This window comes from Rhizobium aethiopicum (assembly GCF_900094625.1).
GTDB lineage: Bacteria > Pseudomonadota > Alphaproteobacteria > Rhizobiales > Rhizobiaceae > Rhizobium > Rhizobium aethiopicum.
In genome coordinates, this window is sequence record NZ_FMAJ01000001.1 from 108,872 (window position 1) to 126,214 (window position 17,343).

General features: G+C 60.3%; 20 protein-coding genes and 1 pseudogene. 13 read left to right on the forward strand and 8 right to left on the reverse strand.

Going from position 1 to position 17,343, the window contains the following annotated elements; genetic code table 11:
* Positions 1-159 precede the first annotated feature (159 nt).
* Complete coding sequence (locus GA0061105_RS00590) at positions 160-1,491, forward strand: GGDEF domain-containing response regulator (RefSeq protein ID WP_092747343.1); 1,332 nt, start codon at positions 160-162, stop codon at positions 1,489-1,491.
* Between the two features lie 233 nt (positions 1,492-1,724).
* Here GA0061105_RS00590 and GA0061105_RS34045 read toward each other — a convergent pair whose 3' ends face one another.
* From GA0061105_RS34045 to GA0061105_RS00610, 5 genes and pseudogenes are all read right to left on the reverse strand, one after another.
* Entirely contained in the window at positions 1,725-2,744 is a 1,020-nt protein-coding gene (locus GA0061105_RS34045) for a GlxA family transcriptional regulator (protein ID WP_064691958.1), read from the reverse strand.
* 283 nt (positions 2,745-3,027) lie between these two features.
* Positions 3,028-3,228, reverse strand: coding sequence for a hypothetical protein (locus GA0061105_RS00600; protein WP_064691957.1), 201 nt, complete (start codon positions 3,226-3,228; stop codon positions 3,028-3,030).
* Between the two features lie 345 nt (positions 3,229-3,573).
* Positions 3,574-4,845 carry a DUF3422 domain-containing protein gene (locus GA0061105_RS00605; RefSeq protein WP_092747345.1) on the reverse strand — a complete coding sequence of 424 codons (1,272 nt, stop codon included), beginning with the start codon at positions 4,843-4,845 and terminating at the stop codon, positions 3,574-3,576.
* A gap of 26 nt (positions 4,846-4,871) precedes the next feature.
* Positions 4,872-5,073: pseudogene (locus tag GA0061105_RS33190) on the reverse strand (aldo/keto reductase); the annotation flags it as partial.
* A gap of 79 nt (positions 5,074-5,152) precedes the next feature.
* Positions 5,153-5,872, reverse strand: a complete 720-nt coding sequence (locus GA0061105_RS00610) for an HAD-IA family hydrolase (RefSeq protein WP_208601605.1) — start codon at positions 5,870-5,872, stop codon at positions 5,153-5,155.
* Positions 5,873-6,358: 486 nt separating this feature from the next.
* On the opposite strand from GA0061105_RS00610, the gene paoA reads away from it, so the two are divergent.
* From paoA to GA0061105_RS00650, 8 genes are all read left to right on the forward strand, one after another.
* Positions 6,359-6,997 carry an aldehyde dehydrogenase iron-sulfur subunit PaoA gene (gene paoA, locus GA0061105_RS00615; protein WP_064691953.1) on the forward strand — a complete coding sequence of 213 codons (639 nt, stop codon included), beginning with the start codon at positions 6,359-6,361 and terminating at the stop codon, positions 6,995-6,997.
* Positions 6,994-7,944, forward strand: coding sequence for an FAD binding domain-containing protein (locus tag GA0061105_RS00620; protein WP_092747349.1), 951 nt, complete (start codon positions 6,994-6,996; stop codon positions 7,942-7,944). The genes paoA and GA0061105_RS00620 overlap by 4 nt, the downstream gene beginning before the upstream one ends.
* Before the next feature lie 3 nt (positions 7,945-7,947).
* Positions 7,948-10,146 (forward strand): aldehyde oxidoreductase molybdenum-binding subunit PaoC, encoded by a 2,199-nt coding sequence (gene paoC, locus GA0061105_RS00625; protein ID WP_092747351.1) that lies wholly within the window; start codon positions 7,948-7,950, stop codon positions 10,144-10,146.
* Positions 10,147-10,155: 9 nt separating this feature from the next.
* A complete protein-coding gene (locus tag GA0061105_RS00630; RefSeq protein ID WP_092747353.1) occupies positions 10,156-11,076 on the forward strand; it encodes an XdhC family protein in 921 nt (306 codons plus the stop codon).
* Complete coding sequence (locus GA0061105_RS00635) at positions 11,076-11,705, forward strand: nucleotidyltransferase family protein (protein WP_092747355.1); 630 nt, start codon at positions 11,076-11,078, stop codon at positions 11,703-11,705. The genes GA0061105_RS00630 and GA0061105_RS00635 overlap by 1 nt, the downstream gene beginning before the upstream one ends.
* A 206-nt stretch (positions 11,706-11,911) precedes the next feature.
* Positions 11,912-12,145: a DUF2171 domain-containing protein gene (locus GA0061105_RS00640; protein WP_064691948.1), complete on the forward strand. Its 234-nt coding sequence runs from the start codon at positions 11,912-11,914 to the stop codon at positions 12,143-12,145.
* Between the two features lie 50 nt (positions 12,146-12,195).
* Positions 12,196-12,405 carry a hypervirulence associated TUDOR domain-containing protein gene (locus GA0061105_RS00645; protein ID WP_092747357.1) on the forward strand — a complete coding sequence of 70 codons (210 nt, stop codon included), beginning with the start codon at positions 12,196-12,198 and terminating at the stop codon, positions 12,403-12,405.
* A gap of 38 nt (positions 12,406-12,443) precedes the next feature.
* Complete coding sequence (locus tag GA0061105_RS00650) at positions 12,444-12,629, forward strand: DUF3008 family protein (RefSeq protein ID WP_064691946.1); 186 nt, start codon at positions 12,444-12,446, stop codon at positions 12,627-12,629.
* Positions 12,630-12,667: 38 nt separating this feature from the next.
* Here the strand turns inward: GA0061105_RS00650 and GA0061105_RS00655 are convergent, their stop codons facing one another.
* Entirely contained in the window at positions 12,668-13,387 is a 720-nt protein-coding gene (locus GA0061105_RS00655; RefSeq protein WP_092747359.1) for an MgtC/SapB family protein, read from the reverse strand.
* Positions 13,388-13,625: 238 nt separating this feature from the next.
* Here GA0061105_RS00655 and greA point away from each other — a divergent pair, with 238 nt between their 5' ends.
* The gene (gene greA / locus GA0061105_RS00660) at positions 13,626-14,108 is read left to right on the forward strand and encodes a transcription elongation factor GreA (protein ID WP_092747361.1); all 483 of its coding nucleotides are present in this window, start codon (positions 13,626-13,628) and stop codon (positions 14,106-14,108) included.
* 61 nt (positions 14,109-14,169) lie between these two features.
* On the opposite strand, the gene GA0061105_RS00665 is transcribed toward greA, so the two are convergent.
* Entirely contained in the window at positions 14,170-15,063 is an 894-nt protein-coding gene (locus GA0061105_RS00665; protein ID WP_092747363.1) for a LysR family transcriptional regulator ArgP, read from the reverse strand.
* A gap of 101 nt (positions 15,064-15,164) precedes the next feature.
* Here GA0061105_RS00665 and GA0061105_RS00670 point away from each other — a divergent pair, with 101 nt between their 5' ends.
* Positions 15,165-15,773, forward strand: coding sequence for a LysE/ArgO family amino acid transporter (locus GA0061105_RS00670; protein WP_092747365.1), 609 nt, complete (start codon positions 15,165-15,167; stop codon positions 15,771-15,773).
* A gap of 52 nt (positions 15,774-15,825) precedes the next feature.
* Here GA0061105_RS00670 and GA0061105_RS33195 read toward each other — a convergent pair whose 3' ends face one another.
* Positions 15,826-16,038, reverse strand: coding sequence for a hypothetical protein (locus tag GA0061105_RS33195; RefSeq protein WP_092747367.1), 213 nt, complete (start codon positions 16,036-16,038; stop codon positions 15,826-15,828).
* 114 nt (positions 16,039-16,152) lie between these two features.
* Here GA0061105_RS33195 and GA0061105_RS00680 point away from each other — a divergent pair, with 114 nt between their 5' ends.
* Both GA0061105_RS00680 and GA0061105_RS00685 read left to right on the forward strand, forming a co-directional pair.
* Entirely contained in the window at positions 16,153-17,052 is a 900-nt protein-coding gene (locus GA0061105_RS00680) for a LysR family transcriptional regulator (protein ID WP_064691940.1), read from the forward strand.
* A 98-nt stretch (positions 17,053-17,150) separates the two neighbouring features.
* Positions 17,151-17,306: an entericidin domain-containing protein gene (locus GA0061105_RS00685; protein ID WP_010034675.1), complete on the forward strand. Its 156-nt coding sequence runs from the start codon at positions 17,151-17,153 to the stop codon at positions 17,304-17,306.
* The last annotated feature ends 37 nt before the right edge of the window (positions 17,307-17,343 follow it).

Genomic DNA, 17,343 nt, shown 5'->3' on the forward strand with positions numbered 1-17,343 from the left:
GAAGCTGGGGCCAACAGTTGGCGCCGGCCGCCGAATTTTTGCAATTACAGGTAATCGCGCTCTTTGTCCTCTTCACGTAGACGGGCCTCTCGGCTATCGTCCCCCGCGCCGGGGGGAGGGCCGAGTCGAGCCCGCAAGGCGCATGGGGGAGTAGCAACTGTGGCTTTTCAGGGGGATTTTCAGCGGGATGGTCTCGGTCTGCGCTCAAGCGGCCTCAAGATACTTCTGGTTGAAGATTCCCGGATGTTTTCCGCCGTGCTCTGCCACCGGTTCCAGACGGAACTCGGCCTTGCCGTCAAGTCCTGTCCATCGCTGAAGGCGCTTCGCAGGGAGCTCGCCGACGACGGTCACGGCTACACCATGGCCGTCGTCGATCTCAACCTGCCGGATTCGCCCTATGGCGAGGCGCTCGACTGTACGATCGAACATGATATCCCTGCGATTGTCTTCACTGCGACATTCGATCTCAACACGCGCAACAGGATCATGGAGCGCAATGTCATCGATTATGTGTTGAAGGATAACGAGTTCGCGCTCGACAATCTTGTCGCCACCGTCCGCCGCGCGATCTCAAACCGCAAGACGCGGGTGCTCGTTGTCGACGATGTCGTCTCGGCACGCCAGGTACTCGTCGATCTCCTGAAGGCGCAGCAATATCTTGTCGTAGAAGCGAGTTCCGGGCTGGAGGCGCTGGCTGCGCTTGAGGCTTATAGCGATATCGAACTCGTCGTCACCGACCATCATATGCCCGACATGAGCGGCTACGAGCTGACGCGGCGCATCCGCCACCGCTTCGGTTCGGACCGGCTGCGCGTCATCGGCGTTTCCTCCTCCAACGACCGCATGTTGTCCGCGAGCTTCCTCAAGGCCGGCGCCAGCGATTTCCTCTACCGGCCTTTTGTTGCCGAAGAGCTGCAATGCCGCATCGCCAACAATGCCGAAACACTGGCGCAGATGCGCCAGCTGAGGGCGGCCGCAGCCTGCGACTATCTGACCGGCCTCTATAACCGCCGCTATTTCTACGACAATGGCCCGAAGCTGGTGAACGAGTGCCTGCGGCTGAAAGTGCCGAGCTCGGTTGCCATTCTCGATATCGACCATTTCAAGCGGCTGAACGACACATACGGCCACGAGATCGGCGACAAGGTGCTGAAGGCGGTTGCGAACAGGCTTTTCACGATCTTCGAGGGCAGCGACAACCTGCTCTCGCGCCTTGGCGGCGAGGAGTTCGCGATCCTCTTCCCGCAGATGGATTCAACCGCCGCCACCAAGCTCTGCGACGAGATACGGTCGGATATTTCGCGGCTGAAGGTAACGGCCGACGACGAGGAACTCGGCGTCACCGTCTCGATCGGAATCGCCGAAATCGGCAGCTATGAAACCTTCGAGAATTATCTCAACGCCGCCGACCAGTTCCTCTACATGGCCAAGCACCGCGGCCGCAACCAGGTCTATTCCGACGCCAAGATGACGGAGGAGGCGGCGCAGTAGGGCTGCTTCCGGCTGCCGGTGTTGTCAGTCGCCGCACCTGCCACTCATCCGGCTATTGCTCGTTTTAGTACCCGGTAACGGAGTGACGTTTCGATCCCCTCTTCTCCCGAGGGGAGGAGAGGGTATGCCGCGCCGGCTTCGTTACTTGGCCGCTGTCGAATAACACGTCCTCTCGCCGGCGAGCGGTAGCATATGCTTTGCACAAGGCCGGGCATAGGATGCGATGCTGCGTCTCAAGCCGCGACCGGCTGTCTTGCCGTTGCCATGGTCATCTTGCGCTCGGCGCGCTCCTGCTGCGGCGAGCGGTGGTAGAGTTCGCGATAACACTTCGAGAAATGCGAGGCCGAGACGAAGCCGCAGGCGACGGCGACCTCCACGACAGGCATCGAGGACTGCACCAGCAGGTGCCTGGCGCGGTCGAGGCGGATTTCCAGATAGTAGCGGGCCGGAGAACGGCCCATCTCCTGGCGGAACAGCCGCTCGATCTGGCGACGGGAGAGGCCGGCGCCATCGGCAATCTCGATCAGCGACAGCGGCTCGGCGAGATTGCCTTCCATCAGTTCGATGATCGACAGAACCTTGGCGTTCTGAACGCCGAGGCGGGCGCGCAGCGGCAGGCGCTGGCGGTCATGCGGGTTGCGCACGCGGTCGGTCAGGTGCTGTTCGCAGATGCGGTTGACGAGGCTTTCGCCGAAATCCTCACCGATGAGGTTCAGCATCATGTCGAGCGAGGCGGTGCCGCCGGCGCAGGTATAGAGGTTGCCGTCTACCTCGTAGAGATCGGCATAGACCTCGGCCTGCGGAAAGGCTTCGGAAAAGCCAGGCAGGTTCTCCCAGTGGATGGCACAGCGCTTGCCGTTCAGGAGACCCGCCTGAGCCAGCACATGCGCGCCCGTACAGAGGCTGCCGACGGCGACGCCACGATTGTAGCATTCCCGCAGCCAGGCATTGACCGACTTGTTGTTGAATTCTTCGATGTCGATGCCGGAACAGACGAGCACCATGCCGGGCCGGTTCTCGCCGCCGAGATGGCGGCGCTCCTCAGCGAGCGAGGAATTCGCCTCGATACCGATGCCGCAGGAAGAATAGACCTTCTCTCCATCGACCGAAGCCAGCCGCCAGGTATAGGCCTGATAGCCGAGCATGCGGTTGGCGATGCGCAAGGTGTCCACGGCCGCCGAGAAGGGCAGCATGGTGAATTGCGGTACCATAAAGAAGACCAGTGAGCGCTTCTTGATCTGCATCCTGTTCATAGCGAAATCCATGCTCGAGGGACGATGACATATTGGTCGCGCGGAATGCGTCGCGCGGATGTCCTGAAAGCGACAGTGGCATGGATAAATGCGGCCGAGAAGAGCAAATATGCGACATTGACCGGGATTTGACCGGGCAAATCGCGGGTCGGTGAAGAAAACAGACTTATAGGCGACTGAGATTCACGGCTGAAGACGGGCGAGGACCGGAACAGCGGGCAGAAAAAAGGCGGCGTTGCGTGAGGCAGACGCCGCCCTCATCTCAGGAGGAATGTCGCATTCATTATATGGTCCGGTGTTTGCTGTCTTCAGTGCTCGGCCAGCCGATATCCTTGCGGACGTCAAAGGGCATGGCTTCGAGTTCGCGGGCGGTCCGCCAGCGCGTCCAGGCAAGCATCAGCTTATGGGCGTAGTGGCCCAGATCGAAGCGGCCTTCGCCGGAGGTGAGGGTCTTGCCACCACCCCGATAGGTGAGCGTGGTCATATCCAGTTCCTTTCCTGGGTCGGGGCATGGTCGTCGATGGGAGGTTCGTCCATGTCCACGCTGTTAATATGGGCGCCGGGAACCCATCATTCAAACGAATAGAGCTTATGGATAACATCAACGATATTGAATGATCTCAGCGCCTCCCTGGGAAATGAGGGCGCGAAGCGGCCGGCTGATGAACTTCAGTGGCAGGTCAGACAGCGTGGCTCAAGAATCGGGCACCTACGGGGCCGGCTTTTAACATCAACAATATGGAAACAGGCACTCGCGAGGTCAACATTGGCCTCAGGCTGAAAGGGGATCATTAAACGCCGCATTCTATAGGATTCTCGGCGTGAGCCATCAGGCGTCGCTCTTTAGGGCGTGCTTTACCCGCAAGACCGCCATGCAGACCGTCCCGATGACGATCGGGACTGATACCAGCATTACAAGAGGGCTCACGTGGACACCCGCGTGATCTAACGTTTCGAACGTCACCTTGAGCATCCCGAGCAGATAGTAGCTGATCGCGATGATGGAGAAGCCCTCCACAGCGCGCTGTATCTTGACCTGCGTCGCAGCTCGGTCTGCCATTGCCTGAATCTGAGTGGCGTTCTGGTACTCGATTTCGACCTGAATGCGGGTCTGCAGGAGGTCAATCAGGTGAACGGTCGCGCTGGACAGCTGCTCCAGACGCAATGCTGTCGCTTCACAGGTTCGGACCGCCGGACGAAAACGCCTGACAACAAAGGTGCCAAACCGCTGAAAGCCGGGGACATGGGTCTCCCGGAGCAGTGCGATACGTTCCTCGACAATCTTTGAATATGCCGACGTAGCGCCGAAGCGGTTTCGCGTCTCTGCTGTCGCCGAAATGATCTCCGAGGAGAGGGCCGTGATCTCGTCCAGGAGCTGCCTGTGTTCGGCAACCGGGGTTGCAAGGTTCCGGTTTGTCAGGCGGACGAGCTTGCCGTCGAACCCAGCGAGCATCGGTGCGAGTCTGCGCGCCTCCGGCAGCCCAAGAAGCGCCATCGCCCGGTAGGTCTCGATCTCCAGCAGACGGCGGACCATGCGTCCCAATCGATGTGCGTTGAGGTCCTTGTTGAAGAGGAGAATGCGGCTCGACCGATCGGACCTTACGCGGAAATCCGAACAAATCTGAGCTGAACCGCCACCGATAAACGAAGCGGCCGTGTCGCCAAACCCGTATGCAGCCAGGCTCGGTCCAAGTTCAACGGGAGCCTCGGAAGCCACCACGAGTCCGATCCGGCAAACGAGTGGGGCAGTGTCCAAGCCAGCAAGGCGAGCAAGGTCATGTTCGCTCAGATCGGAACTGGGCCAAACAGAGGGGGCGCTGTCCAGCTTCCTGAGCCGTGTTACCGTGACGAATTCGGTGTGACGTTCCACGCGAACGGAAACGTCGCCATTCGCCCAGACGCTGTCGTGGAAGCCCTCAATCGTTCGCCCATGGTCCTGCATTGGCATGAAGGCGGCGTGCTCAACGAAGGCAGGACCCGAAAAATAGATCGAGGGCCTCGCATGGAGTTCGGCGTTGAAGTCCGCTTCTGCCTTCGGGGTCTCGGACAAGGCGGTGGAAACTGGACGCGGCCCGCTGTCTGTGAGTTTGCTCTTCCCCATGCACTCCCTCCCTGAGGCTTCGACGGTTAAAAGGCCGTCGTCAACGGGTTCGGTCCGTTACGTCCTTCAGCTGAGTCCAGCTTTTCAAGGCGGGACATGTCGTCGGCATCCAGCGCAAAATCGAACACGTCGAAGTTCTCGGAGATACGGTTCTTCGTTCACCGATTTCGATATCACTATCAGACCGTTCTCAACGTGCCACCGAATAATAATCTGTGCGGCGCTCTTTCCGAGCGATGATCTCGATAGTTGGGTAAAGACGGGAAAAGTGAGTTCCGCTCATCGGATGGATGAAGGATGCATTGCTTCAGCAGCCTAGCTGGTCAGCCAGGTCCTTGAGGTCCTCGGCGACTAAATCCCAGTCCTTCTCGGGCATCAGATCGGTGATCTGGCCCTCACCATGCTCCTTGCGGCGGAAGACAAAGAGCGTCTTCATGCCACAGTTCGACGCCGCCTCCAGATCGTCGTTGTGGGCCGCGACCATGCCTGTCTCACTGATGCTCAAGCCAGCGACCTCCGCCGACCGGAAATACACTTCCGGACGCGGCTTGTAGTTTTGGGCGATTTCAGAGCCGAGGATGGCGTCCCACCTGAGGTCGGCGTATTTCGCCAGCCACATCATCCCGGCAATATTCCCGTTCGAAATTGTTGTAACCGCGTATTGCCGCTTGAGGCGGGCAATCGCGTCCACCGAGTCCGGCCACGGATCGAGACGTTCCCAGGCGCGATTGAATTCCTTGAGGCTCTCCGGAGTGAAGCGGTCAACGTCTAACCCGTGATAGGCAAGGGTGAGCTTGAGGTTCTCGAGGTTGAGAACGCTCAAGGGCACCCATGCCCGTGCGCCGGAACGGATTTTCTCCATCGACGGCTGATACAACGACCGCCAGTCGGTTGCGAACTGGAAGGGATCAACCGAAATGCCTTCCGCCCTGAAAAAACCCTGGGCATGCCGCGCGACGCTCCCTCTCCAATCAACGACGGTCCCGAACACGTCGAAACCGAGAAGCTTAACCTCGGCAATATCCATAATAGTGTCTCCCGAAGTTGATGCCGAGCCCTGAGCAGGCCCGACCGTTGGTCGTCAAACGAGCTTGGACTTAACGAGAAAAAACGCAACCAGAGCTGTGGCCGACCACACCGCGGCGACGAAGTAGATGCCAGCGTATCGCGGCGGAACAGCGTGGACGTCCTCAGTGACGGTTGCGCGCCAAGCCTGGCATCCCAGCGGCTGATGCCACGGCTGCAACAATTTGAAGAGCTTCATCCATCGATCGAAAACTCCTCCGGATTGATCTGATTAGACGTCCCCCAGCGGGGTGCGTGTATCGCTCCGAGTTCATAGTTCGACTGTTTCGGTGCGTCGGCGATGCGGCCGGCTTCACGGATTTATGAACCTGACAGATAGGTCTTAGCGACGAGCGGCACCTAATCTTCTCAAACAGATGCACTACGTCCTAACGGCGCTGAGCCTCCGGGCTTGCCCCTCACTCCCGATAAACTCAACGGAGCGGACATGCCGAACCATATCCAACTGGAACTTTCCCGGCGAGATTTGCTTATCTCGTCGGCCGCCACGGTCGCCATCACGGGTGCTGCGAGAGGGAGTGCGGCTGCCCAGCCGTCAGGAGATACGATGAAGTATTCAACGTCGGTCTTGCTCGCGGTCAATGGCGAGCGGCACGAGATCGAAGTGGACAACCGCACCACCTTGCTCGATGCCCTCCGCGAGCATCTGCACCTGACAGGCACCAAGAAAGGGTGCGACCACGGCCAGTGCGGTGCGTGCACTGTCATGGTCGACGGTCGCCGTATCAACTCCTGCCTGACGCTTGCCGTCATGCACGATGGAGACGAGATCACCACCATCGAGGGACTGGGGAAGCCAGGCGATCTTCATCCCATGCAGGCCGCCTTCGTGAAGCATGACGGCTTTCAATGCGGCTATTGTACGCCCGGCCAAATCTGCTCGTCGATTGCCGTCCTCGAGGAGATCAAGGCCAATATTCCAAGCCACGTCACGGGGGATCTTACCGCGCAGGCACAGCTCACCGCAGTCGAGGTCCGCGAGCGGATGAGTGGCAACATCTGTCGATGCGGCGCTTACTCGAACATCCTGGACGCCATCTCTGAAGTCGCGGGGATCAAAGCATGAGAGCCTTCACCTTCGAGCGACCCTCTACAATCGAAGCGGCGGTCAAAGCGGCGGCCGCCAATCCGGAAGCGAAGTTCATCGCAGGCGGGACGAACCTTCTTGACCTAATGAAGCTCGAAATCGAAACGCCGACGCACCTGATCGATGTCAACGGCCTCGGCATGGACAAGATCGAGCCGACGGCAGAAGGCGGCGTTCGTATCGGAGCTCTCGTGCGCAACACGGACCTTGCTGCGAACGAAACCATTCGTCGGGACTACGGCCTGCTATCTCGTGCACTTGTCGCAGGTGCATCGGGTCAGCTCCGCAACAAGGCGACGACCGCCGGGAACCTTCTGCAACGCACGCGCTGTCCGTATTTTTACGACACCAATCAGCCCTGCAACAAGCGGCAGCCGCGCAGCGGCTGCTCTGCCATCGGCGGTTTCAGCCGACAGCATGCCGTGGTCGGGACGAGCGAATCCTGCATCGCCACCCATCCGAGCGACATGGCAATCGCGATGCGCGTTCTCGACGCCGTGATCGAAACCGTCAAGGCCAACAGCGAGACGCGGTCGATTCCGATCGGCGAATTCTATCGCCTGCCGGGAGACACCCCGCATATCGAGAATGTCCTCGAGAAAGGCGAAATCATCACGGGTGTCGCGCTTCCACCGCCGGTCGGTGGAAAGCACATCTACCGCAAGGTCCGCGACCGGGCTTCCTACGCCTTCGCGCTTGTCTCTGTCGGGGCAATCATCCAGCCAGACGGTAAGGGAAGGGTTGCCGTCGGAGGCGTCGCCCACAAGCCGTGGCGGGTCGAGGACGCGGAGGCCGATCTTCCGAACGGAGCGAAGGCTGTCGCGAGCGGACTGATGGCCGGGTCTCGGCCCACCGAGCAGAACCGTTTCAAAGTCGAACTTGTCGAGCGCACTCTCGGCGCCGTCATCGCAGAAGCAAGGGGGTGAGCCATGGAGTTCAACACACCGGCGACCACAAATCCGATCGATCAGCTCAAGGTGGTCGGAAAACCAATCCACCGTATCGACGGTCAGCTCAAGACGACCGGACGGGCGATGTACGCCTACGAATGGCACGACGCCAATGTTCCCCATGCCTACGGATATCCCGTCGGCGCATCGATCGCCAAGGGCAAGATCAAATCCATCGATGTCACTGCCGCCAAGACGGCGCCCGGCGTCCTCGCGGTGGTGACGACGCTTGATGTCGGCGACCTCGGCAAGGGAAGGTTCAATACCGCGAAGCTGTTCGGCGGCGAGGAAATTCAGCACTATCATCAGGCGATCGCCGTGGTGGTGGCTCATTCTTTCGAACAGGCGCGGGCGGCCGCTGCCCTCGTCAAGGTGGACTACGAAAAGCAGGCTGGCGCCTTCGACCTCGCCGCCGCCATGGGCTCGGCAGTCAAGCCTGACGAGTCCCAGGAACCCGATACGGCTGTCGGAGATTTCGATGGCGCCTTCAAATCCGCGCCTGTCACTCTCGACGAAAGCTACACGACGCCGGACCAATCCCATTCGATGATGGAGCCCCACGCCTCCATCGCCGCCTGGGAAGGGGACGAGCTCACCGTGTGGACGTCGAGCCAGATGATCGACTGGTGGCGTAGCGATCTGGCGACGACGCTCGGCATCGACAAGGAAAAGGTCCACCTGATGTCGCCGTTCATCGGCGGCGGGTTTGGTGGGAAGCTTTTTCTTCGGGCCGATGCTGTTCTCGCCGCTTTCGGCGCCAAAGCCGTCGGCCGCCCGGTCAAGGTGGCCCTTCCGCGCCCGTTCATGGCGAACAACACAACTCACCGACCGGCGACGAGGCAGCGTATCCGCATCGGTGCTGACCGCGATGGCAGGATCACGGCGATCGCGCACGAAAGCTGGTCGGGAGACCTTCCGGGGGGCGGTCCCGAAACGGCGGTGAACCAGACTCGACTGCTCTATGCAGGAGCCAACCGCATGACGGCGATGCGGCTTGCGACGCTGGACCTCCCTGAAGGCAATGCGATGCGTGCGCCCGGCGAAGCGCCCGGACTGATGGCGCTGGAAATAGCGATCGACGAGATGGCCGAGAAGCTCGGCATGGATCCAATCCAGTTCCGGATCATCAACGACATACAGGTCGATCCGGAGAAGCCCGAGCGTCCGTTCTCACAGCGCAATCTGAACGGTTGCCTGACACTCGGAGCGGAACGGTTCGGGTGGAGCCAGCGACCAAAGACCGCATCGCGCCGGGAAGGAAACTGGCTGGTCGGCATGGGTGTCGCGGCCGCCTTCCGCAACAATCTCGTATTGCCATCCGGCGCACGCGTGAAGCTCGACCACGAGGGCGTCGTCACCGTCGAAACCGACATGACCGACATTGGGACCGGCAGCTATACGATTATCGCTCAGACTGCTGCGGAGATGATGGGAGTTGGCGTGGACAGAGTTGCCGTGCAGCTTGGTGACTCCCGCTTCCCCGTGTCAGCGGGGTCGGGCGGCCAGTTCGGCGCGAACTCGTCGACGTCAGGTGTCTACGCCGCATGCGTCAAGCTTCGCGAGGCAGTCGCCAGCAAGCTCGGCTTCAACTCCGATGGCATCGTGTTCGAGAATGGCCAGGTCCGCTCCGGTAACCGCACCGTGCCTCTGGCTGAGGCGGCCGGCGATGAAGGACTTGTCGGCGAAGATACGATGAAGTGGGGAGATCTGACGAAGACGCATCAGCAGTCAACCTTCGGCGCACACTTCGTCGAAGTCGGCGTTGACGTTGCAACAGGTGAGACAAGGATCCGCCGGATGCTCGCTGTCTGTGCCGCCGGCCGAATCCTTAATCCGATCACTGCTCGCAGCCAGGTCATCGGTGCGATGACGATGGGAGCGGGTGGGGCGCTTTCGGAAGAGCTTGCCGTAGACACTTGGCATGGGTTCTTCGTCAACCATGACCTTGCAGGATACGAAGTTCCGGTTCATGCGGACATCCCGCACCAGGAGGTGATCTTCATGGACGAGGCGGACCCGATGTCGTCCCCGATGAAGGCCAAGGGCGTCGGCGAACTTGGCCTCTGCGGCGTGTCCGCTGCGGTCGCCAATGCGATCTACAATGCCACGGGCATCAGGGTGCGGCACTATCCGATCACGCTCGACAAGCTGATCGGCGAACTGCCCGATGTCGCCTGAGGCGATAGCATGAAACAGACCGCGCTCGTTCTCCCAACACCGGTCCGGGCAGTCTCGACCGACGATCCTCGGGAGATTTTGTCCTTCCTCGCCACTGTCTCAAACGACGGCGGCGAGGCTGCGCTCGCGACGCTCGTTGAAATCCGGGGAGGGGCCGCCCGCGCGCTCGGATCACAGGTCGCAGTATCCGCGGACGGCAAGTACTGCGGATACGTTTCTGGCGGGTGCGTCGAGGCGGCAGTCGCATCCGAGGCAATCAACGCGATCGCCGAAGGTCGGGACCGCGTGATCAAGTATGGCGACGGGTCGCCATATTTTGATATTGTCCTGCCTTGCGGCGGAGGCGTCACCATAGCCATCCATGTCATCCGTGGCGTCGGGCAAATCAACGGTGTACTCGATAATCTCGAATCGCGACGGGCGGCCGCCCTCCGCTATTCACCAATCCGCCAGCGCATCGACGGAGCGGAACCTCCTGCACGTTCGGGCTGGTACGACGAGGATTTCGTTACCGTTTATCGCCCTCGGACGCGGGTGGTGGTTTCGGGAGATACCATCGAGGCGGAGGTCGTAGCCGCCGTGGCGAGAGCGTCCGGTTACGACGTCATCATGAGAAGCGGACTTCGGCGTGACCTCGCTGATGCGATCGACGAATTTACAGCAGTGGTCATGCTTCATCATGACCTTGAAGCCGAGGAACAGATCCTCGGCACCGCCATGGGTTCGGCCGCATTCTATATCGGCGCACTCGGCAGCACTCGCACGCACAAGCGGCGGCAAGATCGGCTTCGCGACCTCGGCTGGTCACAATTTGAGATCGACCGGATAAAGGCGCCCATCGGCTTTTTCGGGCCGACAAGGGACGCAAACTCGCTGGCCCTGTCGGTGCTTGCCGATGTCGCGGCCAGCCGCTTGTCGGCGTACGGCTGATGGCTGTAAGGATCGTTCCGGCCCTGCCTGTTGCCGTCGTTATCCTGGCGGCAGGGAGATCAAGTCGAATGGGAAATGGAGAGGATCACAAACTCCTTGCGACTTTCGACGGAGTCCCTCTGATCCGAAAGTCCGTCCTCAACGCGTTGGCCTGCCAGTGTTCCCGCGTGTACGTCGTCACCGGCTACAGGCATGACGATGTGTTCCAGGCGATCAGTGATCTGCCAGTCGAGGTGGTGCTCAACGAGGATTACGCATCCGGCATGGCGGCATCCCTGCGGCTCGGAGTAGCACGTGCGCAAAAGGATCGGCCTGAGGGCATCATGATAGCGCTGGCCGACATGCCTGCGATAACGGATACGCATCTCGATATGCTGATCGACGCTTTCCGCAGGAATGGCGGCGCTCATATGGTGCGCGCCGTCGCGAATGGAACGCCGGGAAATCCGGTGATCCTTCCCCATTTTTTGCAGGATGCCATTCAGGATCTCAACGGTGACGTCGGTGCGCGCCGCTTGATTGATGGCCATGAGATGCCTCGCGTCGACGTGGAAATTGGTGAGGCGGCTCTGATCGACGTTGACACTGTCGACGAGCTGCATGCCGCGGGAGGTGTACTCGCCGGGTGATGCAGACGGGTTGCTATCCCCGATGATACTGTCGCTCCTTCGGGCAAGGTCAGCTGAACGATGTCAATAGCATGGCGTTGGCACTCCTCGTTGTTTTCAGCCAGGTATCGATAGGCACGATCCGGCATGCGGTAAGATGGCTTGGAACCAACTCCGTTCCCCATCGTTGCCGCCAGGTAACTGCCAGTGATGCAAAGGAGGAAATCATGATTTCCGCAGACCAGATCCGTGAACATATGGAAGTGCGGGCTGCCGACGGCACTCACGTTGGAACGGTAGACCAGCTCGACGGTGCGACCCGCATCAAGCTGACGAAGACCGACTCGGAGGACGGCAAGCATCACCTCATTCCGCTCGATTGGGTCGATCACGTCGATGCCCATGTTCACCTATCGAAGAATGCCCGGGATGTCCGCAGCCAGTGGGCCACCATCAATTGAGGAGCGATAGGCTGCGGCTCAGGCTGCAGCCTCCTTCCGAAAGGAGCCCCATGAGGCGAGAATTTGAGCATGGCGATGCAGTCAGCTGGGACACCAGCCAGGGAAAGACCGAGGGCAGGGTGGTCAGGAAACAGACCAGCCAGACGAAGATCAAGGGTCATATAGTGAAGGCATCGGCGGAAAACCCGCAATATATCGTCGAAAGCGATAAATCGGGAAAGCGCGCGGCTCACAAGCCCGAGGAACTCAGGAAGGTTTGACGTCGGCAATCGCTCGTTCGGACGAGAGGAGATCCAATATGCCAGCCAAATCCAAGGCTCAGCAGAAGGCGGCAGGCGCCGCACTTTCAGCCAAGCGCGGAGAGACGCCCAAGAAAGAACTCAGGGGCGCTTCGAAGCAGATGGAAGAATCCATGAGCGAAAAACAGCTCGAGGAATTCGCGTCGACCAAGACCAAGGGCAAGCCCCAGCACGTCTCGAAATAATCGTGCAGAGGGACGATCCAAGGTGCCCTAACGAAACTCTAGCTCGCGGTCGATTGCATAGAAAACCCTGCGACATGATAGGTCTCGGAAAGGGCAAGGAAGATCCTACGGGCTGACGCGTCGCGGTCTTTGGCCATCCATCGCAGTTCGAAAGTCACGCCGGGCCGGCCCTCGCTGGTCTGCCCGACAGAAACGAACTGGGCCGTGCAACCCAATGGACCAAGCACTTCCGACAAATCAGGCAAACCGGTTTCGGAGTTGTGAATGACGAGTGTGGCCTTCTGTTCGGAGCGAAGCCACAAATCCAGCTGCTTCATCGGGGACAAGACGATGAAGGCGACCAAGGTCGCCGCCATGCCGGTGAGGATCTGGCCGCCGCCGAAGCAGAGACCGACGACCGTCATGAACCACATGGTTGCCGCCGTGGTGACGCCGGTCATCATGTCGCCGCGTCTCAGGATCGCTCCGCCGCCGATAAAGCCCACGCCTGTGAGAATGCCGAGCGGAAAGCGCAGCACGTCCATCTGCGTGAAAAAACTAAAGGTTTTTCCGTAGGTCGATAGAAGGAGATTTGCCTGGATCATCGCTAGGCAGGCAGCAAGTGCTACAAGGATCGTGGTCCTGAAGCCCGCCGCGTGACCGCCGCGCTCGCGATCGAGGCCGATGAGGCCGCCCGCAATCACCGTCAGTATGATCCGCAAGGCGATCTCCCACCAGCTTGGCGTCAGCGGCATCGCTTCCGTCAGGAACGAGGGCATGGTCTGATCCTGACTGTGTCGCCGCTCCTTCGCTGCCGGCCAGGCATTCGATCCTCCTGCGCTAGAATGCATCCGGATCAGATAACGCAATGTCGGCCAGGACGTTCCGGTAGCCCGGCCGCAGACGTCGGCAATACGGCAAGATTGGCGGTTTGCCGGTCGTGGGTGTATGTATGTTCCAGACTGGGGCGATCGCACCAACCATAAGAGCGCGTGGCATCTAAAACGGAGTTATTGATTGGCCGTTGCCTTCACTAAGGAAGAGAGTTTCGAAACCGCTTCGGAAACGCTGTTGCCGGACCGGCCAATTTCGCCGCATCCGAACCTCGTCACGGAAGCCGGGTTGAAGGCTCTTGAACTGCAGTTTCAGGAGGCGCGCGCGGCCTATGACGCTGCAAGCACCGTCGAAGACGTCAATGAACGGCGGCGCCAAGCTGCCAGTCCTTTACGTGATCTCCGATACTTATCGGCCAGACTTCGCACGGCGCAGCTCACGCCTGACCCTGCGTCGGCCGATGTGGTTGCCTTTGGCGTCACGGTCACCTTCAGCCGTGACGACGGACGCGTGCAGACTTATCGGATCGTCGGAGAGGACGAAGCAGACCCCAAGGCGGGATCGATTTCCTACGTCTCCCCCGTGGCGCGTCTTCTGATGGGCAAGGCTGTCGGCGATGTTGTGGAGGCAGGCGGCGGGGAGCTGGAGATTATCGCCATTTCCTAGACTCACGACGCATGTATAATTCTGTCGAGGCGCGACCTGGAGAAGCGGCGCGTGGCGGCAATCAAAGACGGCGCTTCGCTACGGCGACGACTTCGCTCGTCAACTCCGCCAGGCGGTCGGCGGCGAGGCGGTTTATCTGCCAGTAGAGTGGGACGTCCAGCGGCGTGTCGGCAACAAGCTCGACCAGCCGTCCCGATGCGAGATGGTCGCGAGTGAGCTGGGTCGGGTTCATTCCCCATCCCATGCCCGAAAGAGTGGCCTCGACGAAGCTTTGCGGCGAAGGCAGCCAGTGTGTGGGGTAGTCCAGATCCTGGCCGAAGGTCTGCCTTACCCAGCTGCTTTGCAGCCGGTCCTTCTGGTTGAAGGTCAGGGCCGGAGCGCTGCGGATCGTCTCCGACGTCACGCCGTCCGGGAAGTGGCGGGCGACGAAATCGGGTGTCGCGGTGGCGTTGTAACGGAGAGTTCCAAGCGCGAAACGCCGGCATCCCCGGATCGGTTTCTCCAGGCTGGTGACGGCTGCAATCACCCGTCCACGCTGCAGCCATTCGGCGGTGTGGTCCTGGTCGTCGACGGCGATATTCAAGAGATAGGAAGACGTCTTGGAGAAATTCGAAATGGCTTCTACGAACCAAGTGCCGAGGCTGTCGGCGTTGGTTGCGATCTGAAGCGTGACCCTTTGGCGTGGCTCGTCGGGATCGACGAGAGCCGGAAGCTGTCCAAAAAGCTCGGCCTCCAGCATGCCGACATTCTCGATGTGGCGACAGAGCCATTCTCCTTTTTCGGTCGCCGTACAGGGGGTGCCTCTGGCGATCAGGATGACGCCGAGGCGTTCTTCGAGCTGCTTCACCCGCTGCGAGACCGCCGAAGGTGTGACGTTCAATAGGGTCGCTGCCCTTTCGAAGCTGCCGGTCTGGACGACGGTTGCGACAGCGCGGAGGGCGGGATAATCGATCATCGATTAATTTCACTTAATTGAGGTAAGGCAGATTAACTAGCTTAACCTCAGCTTTGGCAGTACTGCAACTCCTATCGAAGCTGAGTGCGGTTGCCGAAACGATGGACTTTTCGATTTATACCACGGGCCTGATGATGGGCCTCAGCCTGATCGTTGCGATCGGCGCGCAGAACGCCTTCGTCCTTCGCCAGGGCCTGCGCAACGAACATGTCTTCGCCGTCTGCCTCGCATGCGCCTTGTCCGATGCGGCGCTCATCGTGCTCGGCGTAACCAGCCTCCGGCAGATCGCCGGATTGCTGCCTTGGCTCGATCCGGTCATGCGTTACGGCGGCGCCGTGTTTCTGACCTGGTACGGAGCTAAAAGCCTCTATTCCGCCTTGCGCTCGTCCGCTGTGCTCACGGCGGCGGAAGCGGAAACGGCAAGCTTTTCCCGGACGCTTGCGACCTGCCTCGCGCTCACATGGCTCAATCCGCACGTCTATCTCGACACGGTTGTGCTGCTTGGCACGATCTCGACACGTTACCCGGGGCAGCAAGCTTCATTTGCAGCAGGCGCGGTGACGGGCTCGTTTCTGTTCTTCTTTTCCCTCGGATATGGCGCGACCCGGCTCCGGCCGATCTTCGCCAAGCCTTCGTCCTGGCGGATGCTTGAGACACTCGTCGCTGCGACGATGTGGATTATAGCCTTCAAGCTGATAGGCGGGATGTGAGCCGATCGCAGCTGCGAGTCCGATCGGCCGGGCCGCGTGGCGAGTAGTGCCATCATGCATGCGATTCCACGATCCTCAGAACCCGCTTCGGTCGACCGGCGGCGCTGAGGGGCGGCAACTCCATTTCATGCTGGCAATCAGCAAGCAGGTGCGATGGAAATCGCATCAATTCTCGGAGTGCATGTTGGTGGTTCGCATCCCTGCGCCGGCGCGACTTGATTGCGGAAAAGGCCTGTAGGATATTCCAGGTGCTTGATTGCGCCATGTCGAGCCTCCTTTGTTGCGTTAGTTTCCGATACGCAGACTATGGGGAGCGATTGACATTCAATCAAACAAAATGATATGGGGTTAAGGATCAGAAAAATTGAAAGATGCGACGATGAGCCTTCCCTTTCGCCGTCCCATTCCTTTGCTTGACAACGATGTGCTGCGTACCTTCGTCGCCATCGCCGAGACAGGCAATTTTTCCACTGCCGCCGAAGCGGTGTTCCGCACGCCGTCAGCAGTGTCGATGCAAATCAAGAAGCTCGAGGAACAGCTCGGCGCGACGCTGTTTCTGCGCGACGCTCGCTCCGTGACGCTGACGCGCCACGGCGAGATGCTGCTCTCCTACGCCCGCAATATCCTGGCGCTCTCCAACGAGGCGGTGTCGCGCTTCATCATGCCGGAACTGACAGGTGTGGTCAGGCTCGGCGCGCCAGAGGATATCGGCGAGCGGCTGCTGCCGAGAATTCTGAAGAGCTTTGCAGAAAGTTATCCCGGCATCATGGTCGACGTGACGATCGACATGAGCGTCGGGCTGAAGAAGCGCATGGAGGAGCAGCGGCTCGATCTGGCGCTGATCAATTGCGCGACGCGGCCGTTTCCGACCGGTGGCGAAGTGGTGTTTCGCGAGCGGCTGGTCTGGGCGGGCGCAAGGTGCGGTTCGGCGCATCGGCGCGATCCCCTGCCGATCTCGATCTGGGAGGATGGCTGCATCTGGCGGCAGGAGGCGCTTGCCCAGCTCGAACGCAACAAGCGGCCCTATCGCGTTGCGTATCTCAGCGGCCACACGATGGCGCAACGCGCCGCCGTGCTCTCCGACCTCGCCATCGCGCCGCTGCCGCTCTCCTATGTCAGCGAGGACATGACCATCCTCGGTCTGCAGGAGGGGCTGCCGGAACTCGGCTCCTTCGATATCCGCCTGCTGACTGCCTCGCAGATGTCGGGACCGATCGAGACGGTGGCCGACAGCATCCGCAGTGCATTTGCCGAGAGAGCAAAGGCGGTCGCTGCCTGAGTATCGCTTCCAGCCGTGAACTTTTTCTTTCCTTGTGCGTTAGGGGCGCGGATGGCATGAGTGCCGTTCGGGGTTGATTTCAAACAAGGATATTCGAAATGACGACAACGGCCAAAATTGCCGCAGCATTCATGGTTCTTCTTGCTCTTTCCTCCTGCGGCAATACGATCCGCGGCATCGGAAAGGACACGGCGAGCGCCGTCAACGCCACCCAGGATGCCGGTCGCTCCGTCGACCGCGCTGCGAAGAAGTAACGGCGGCAGCTTTGCCGGACCGAACAGGTCATCCGGG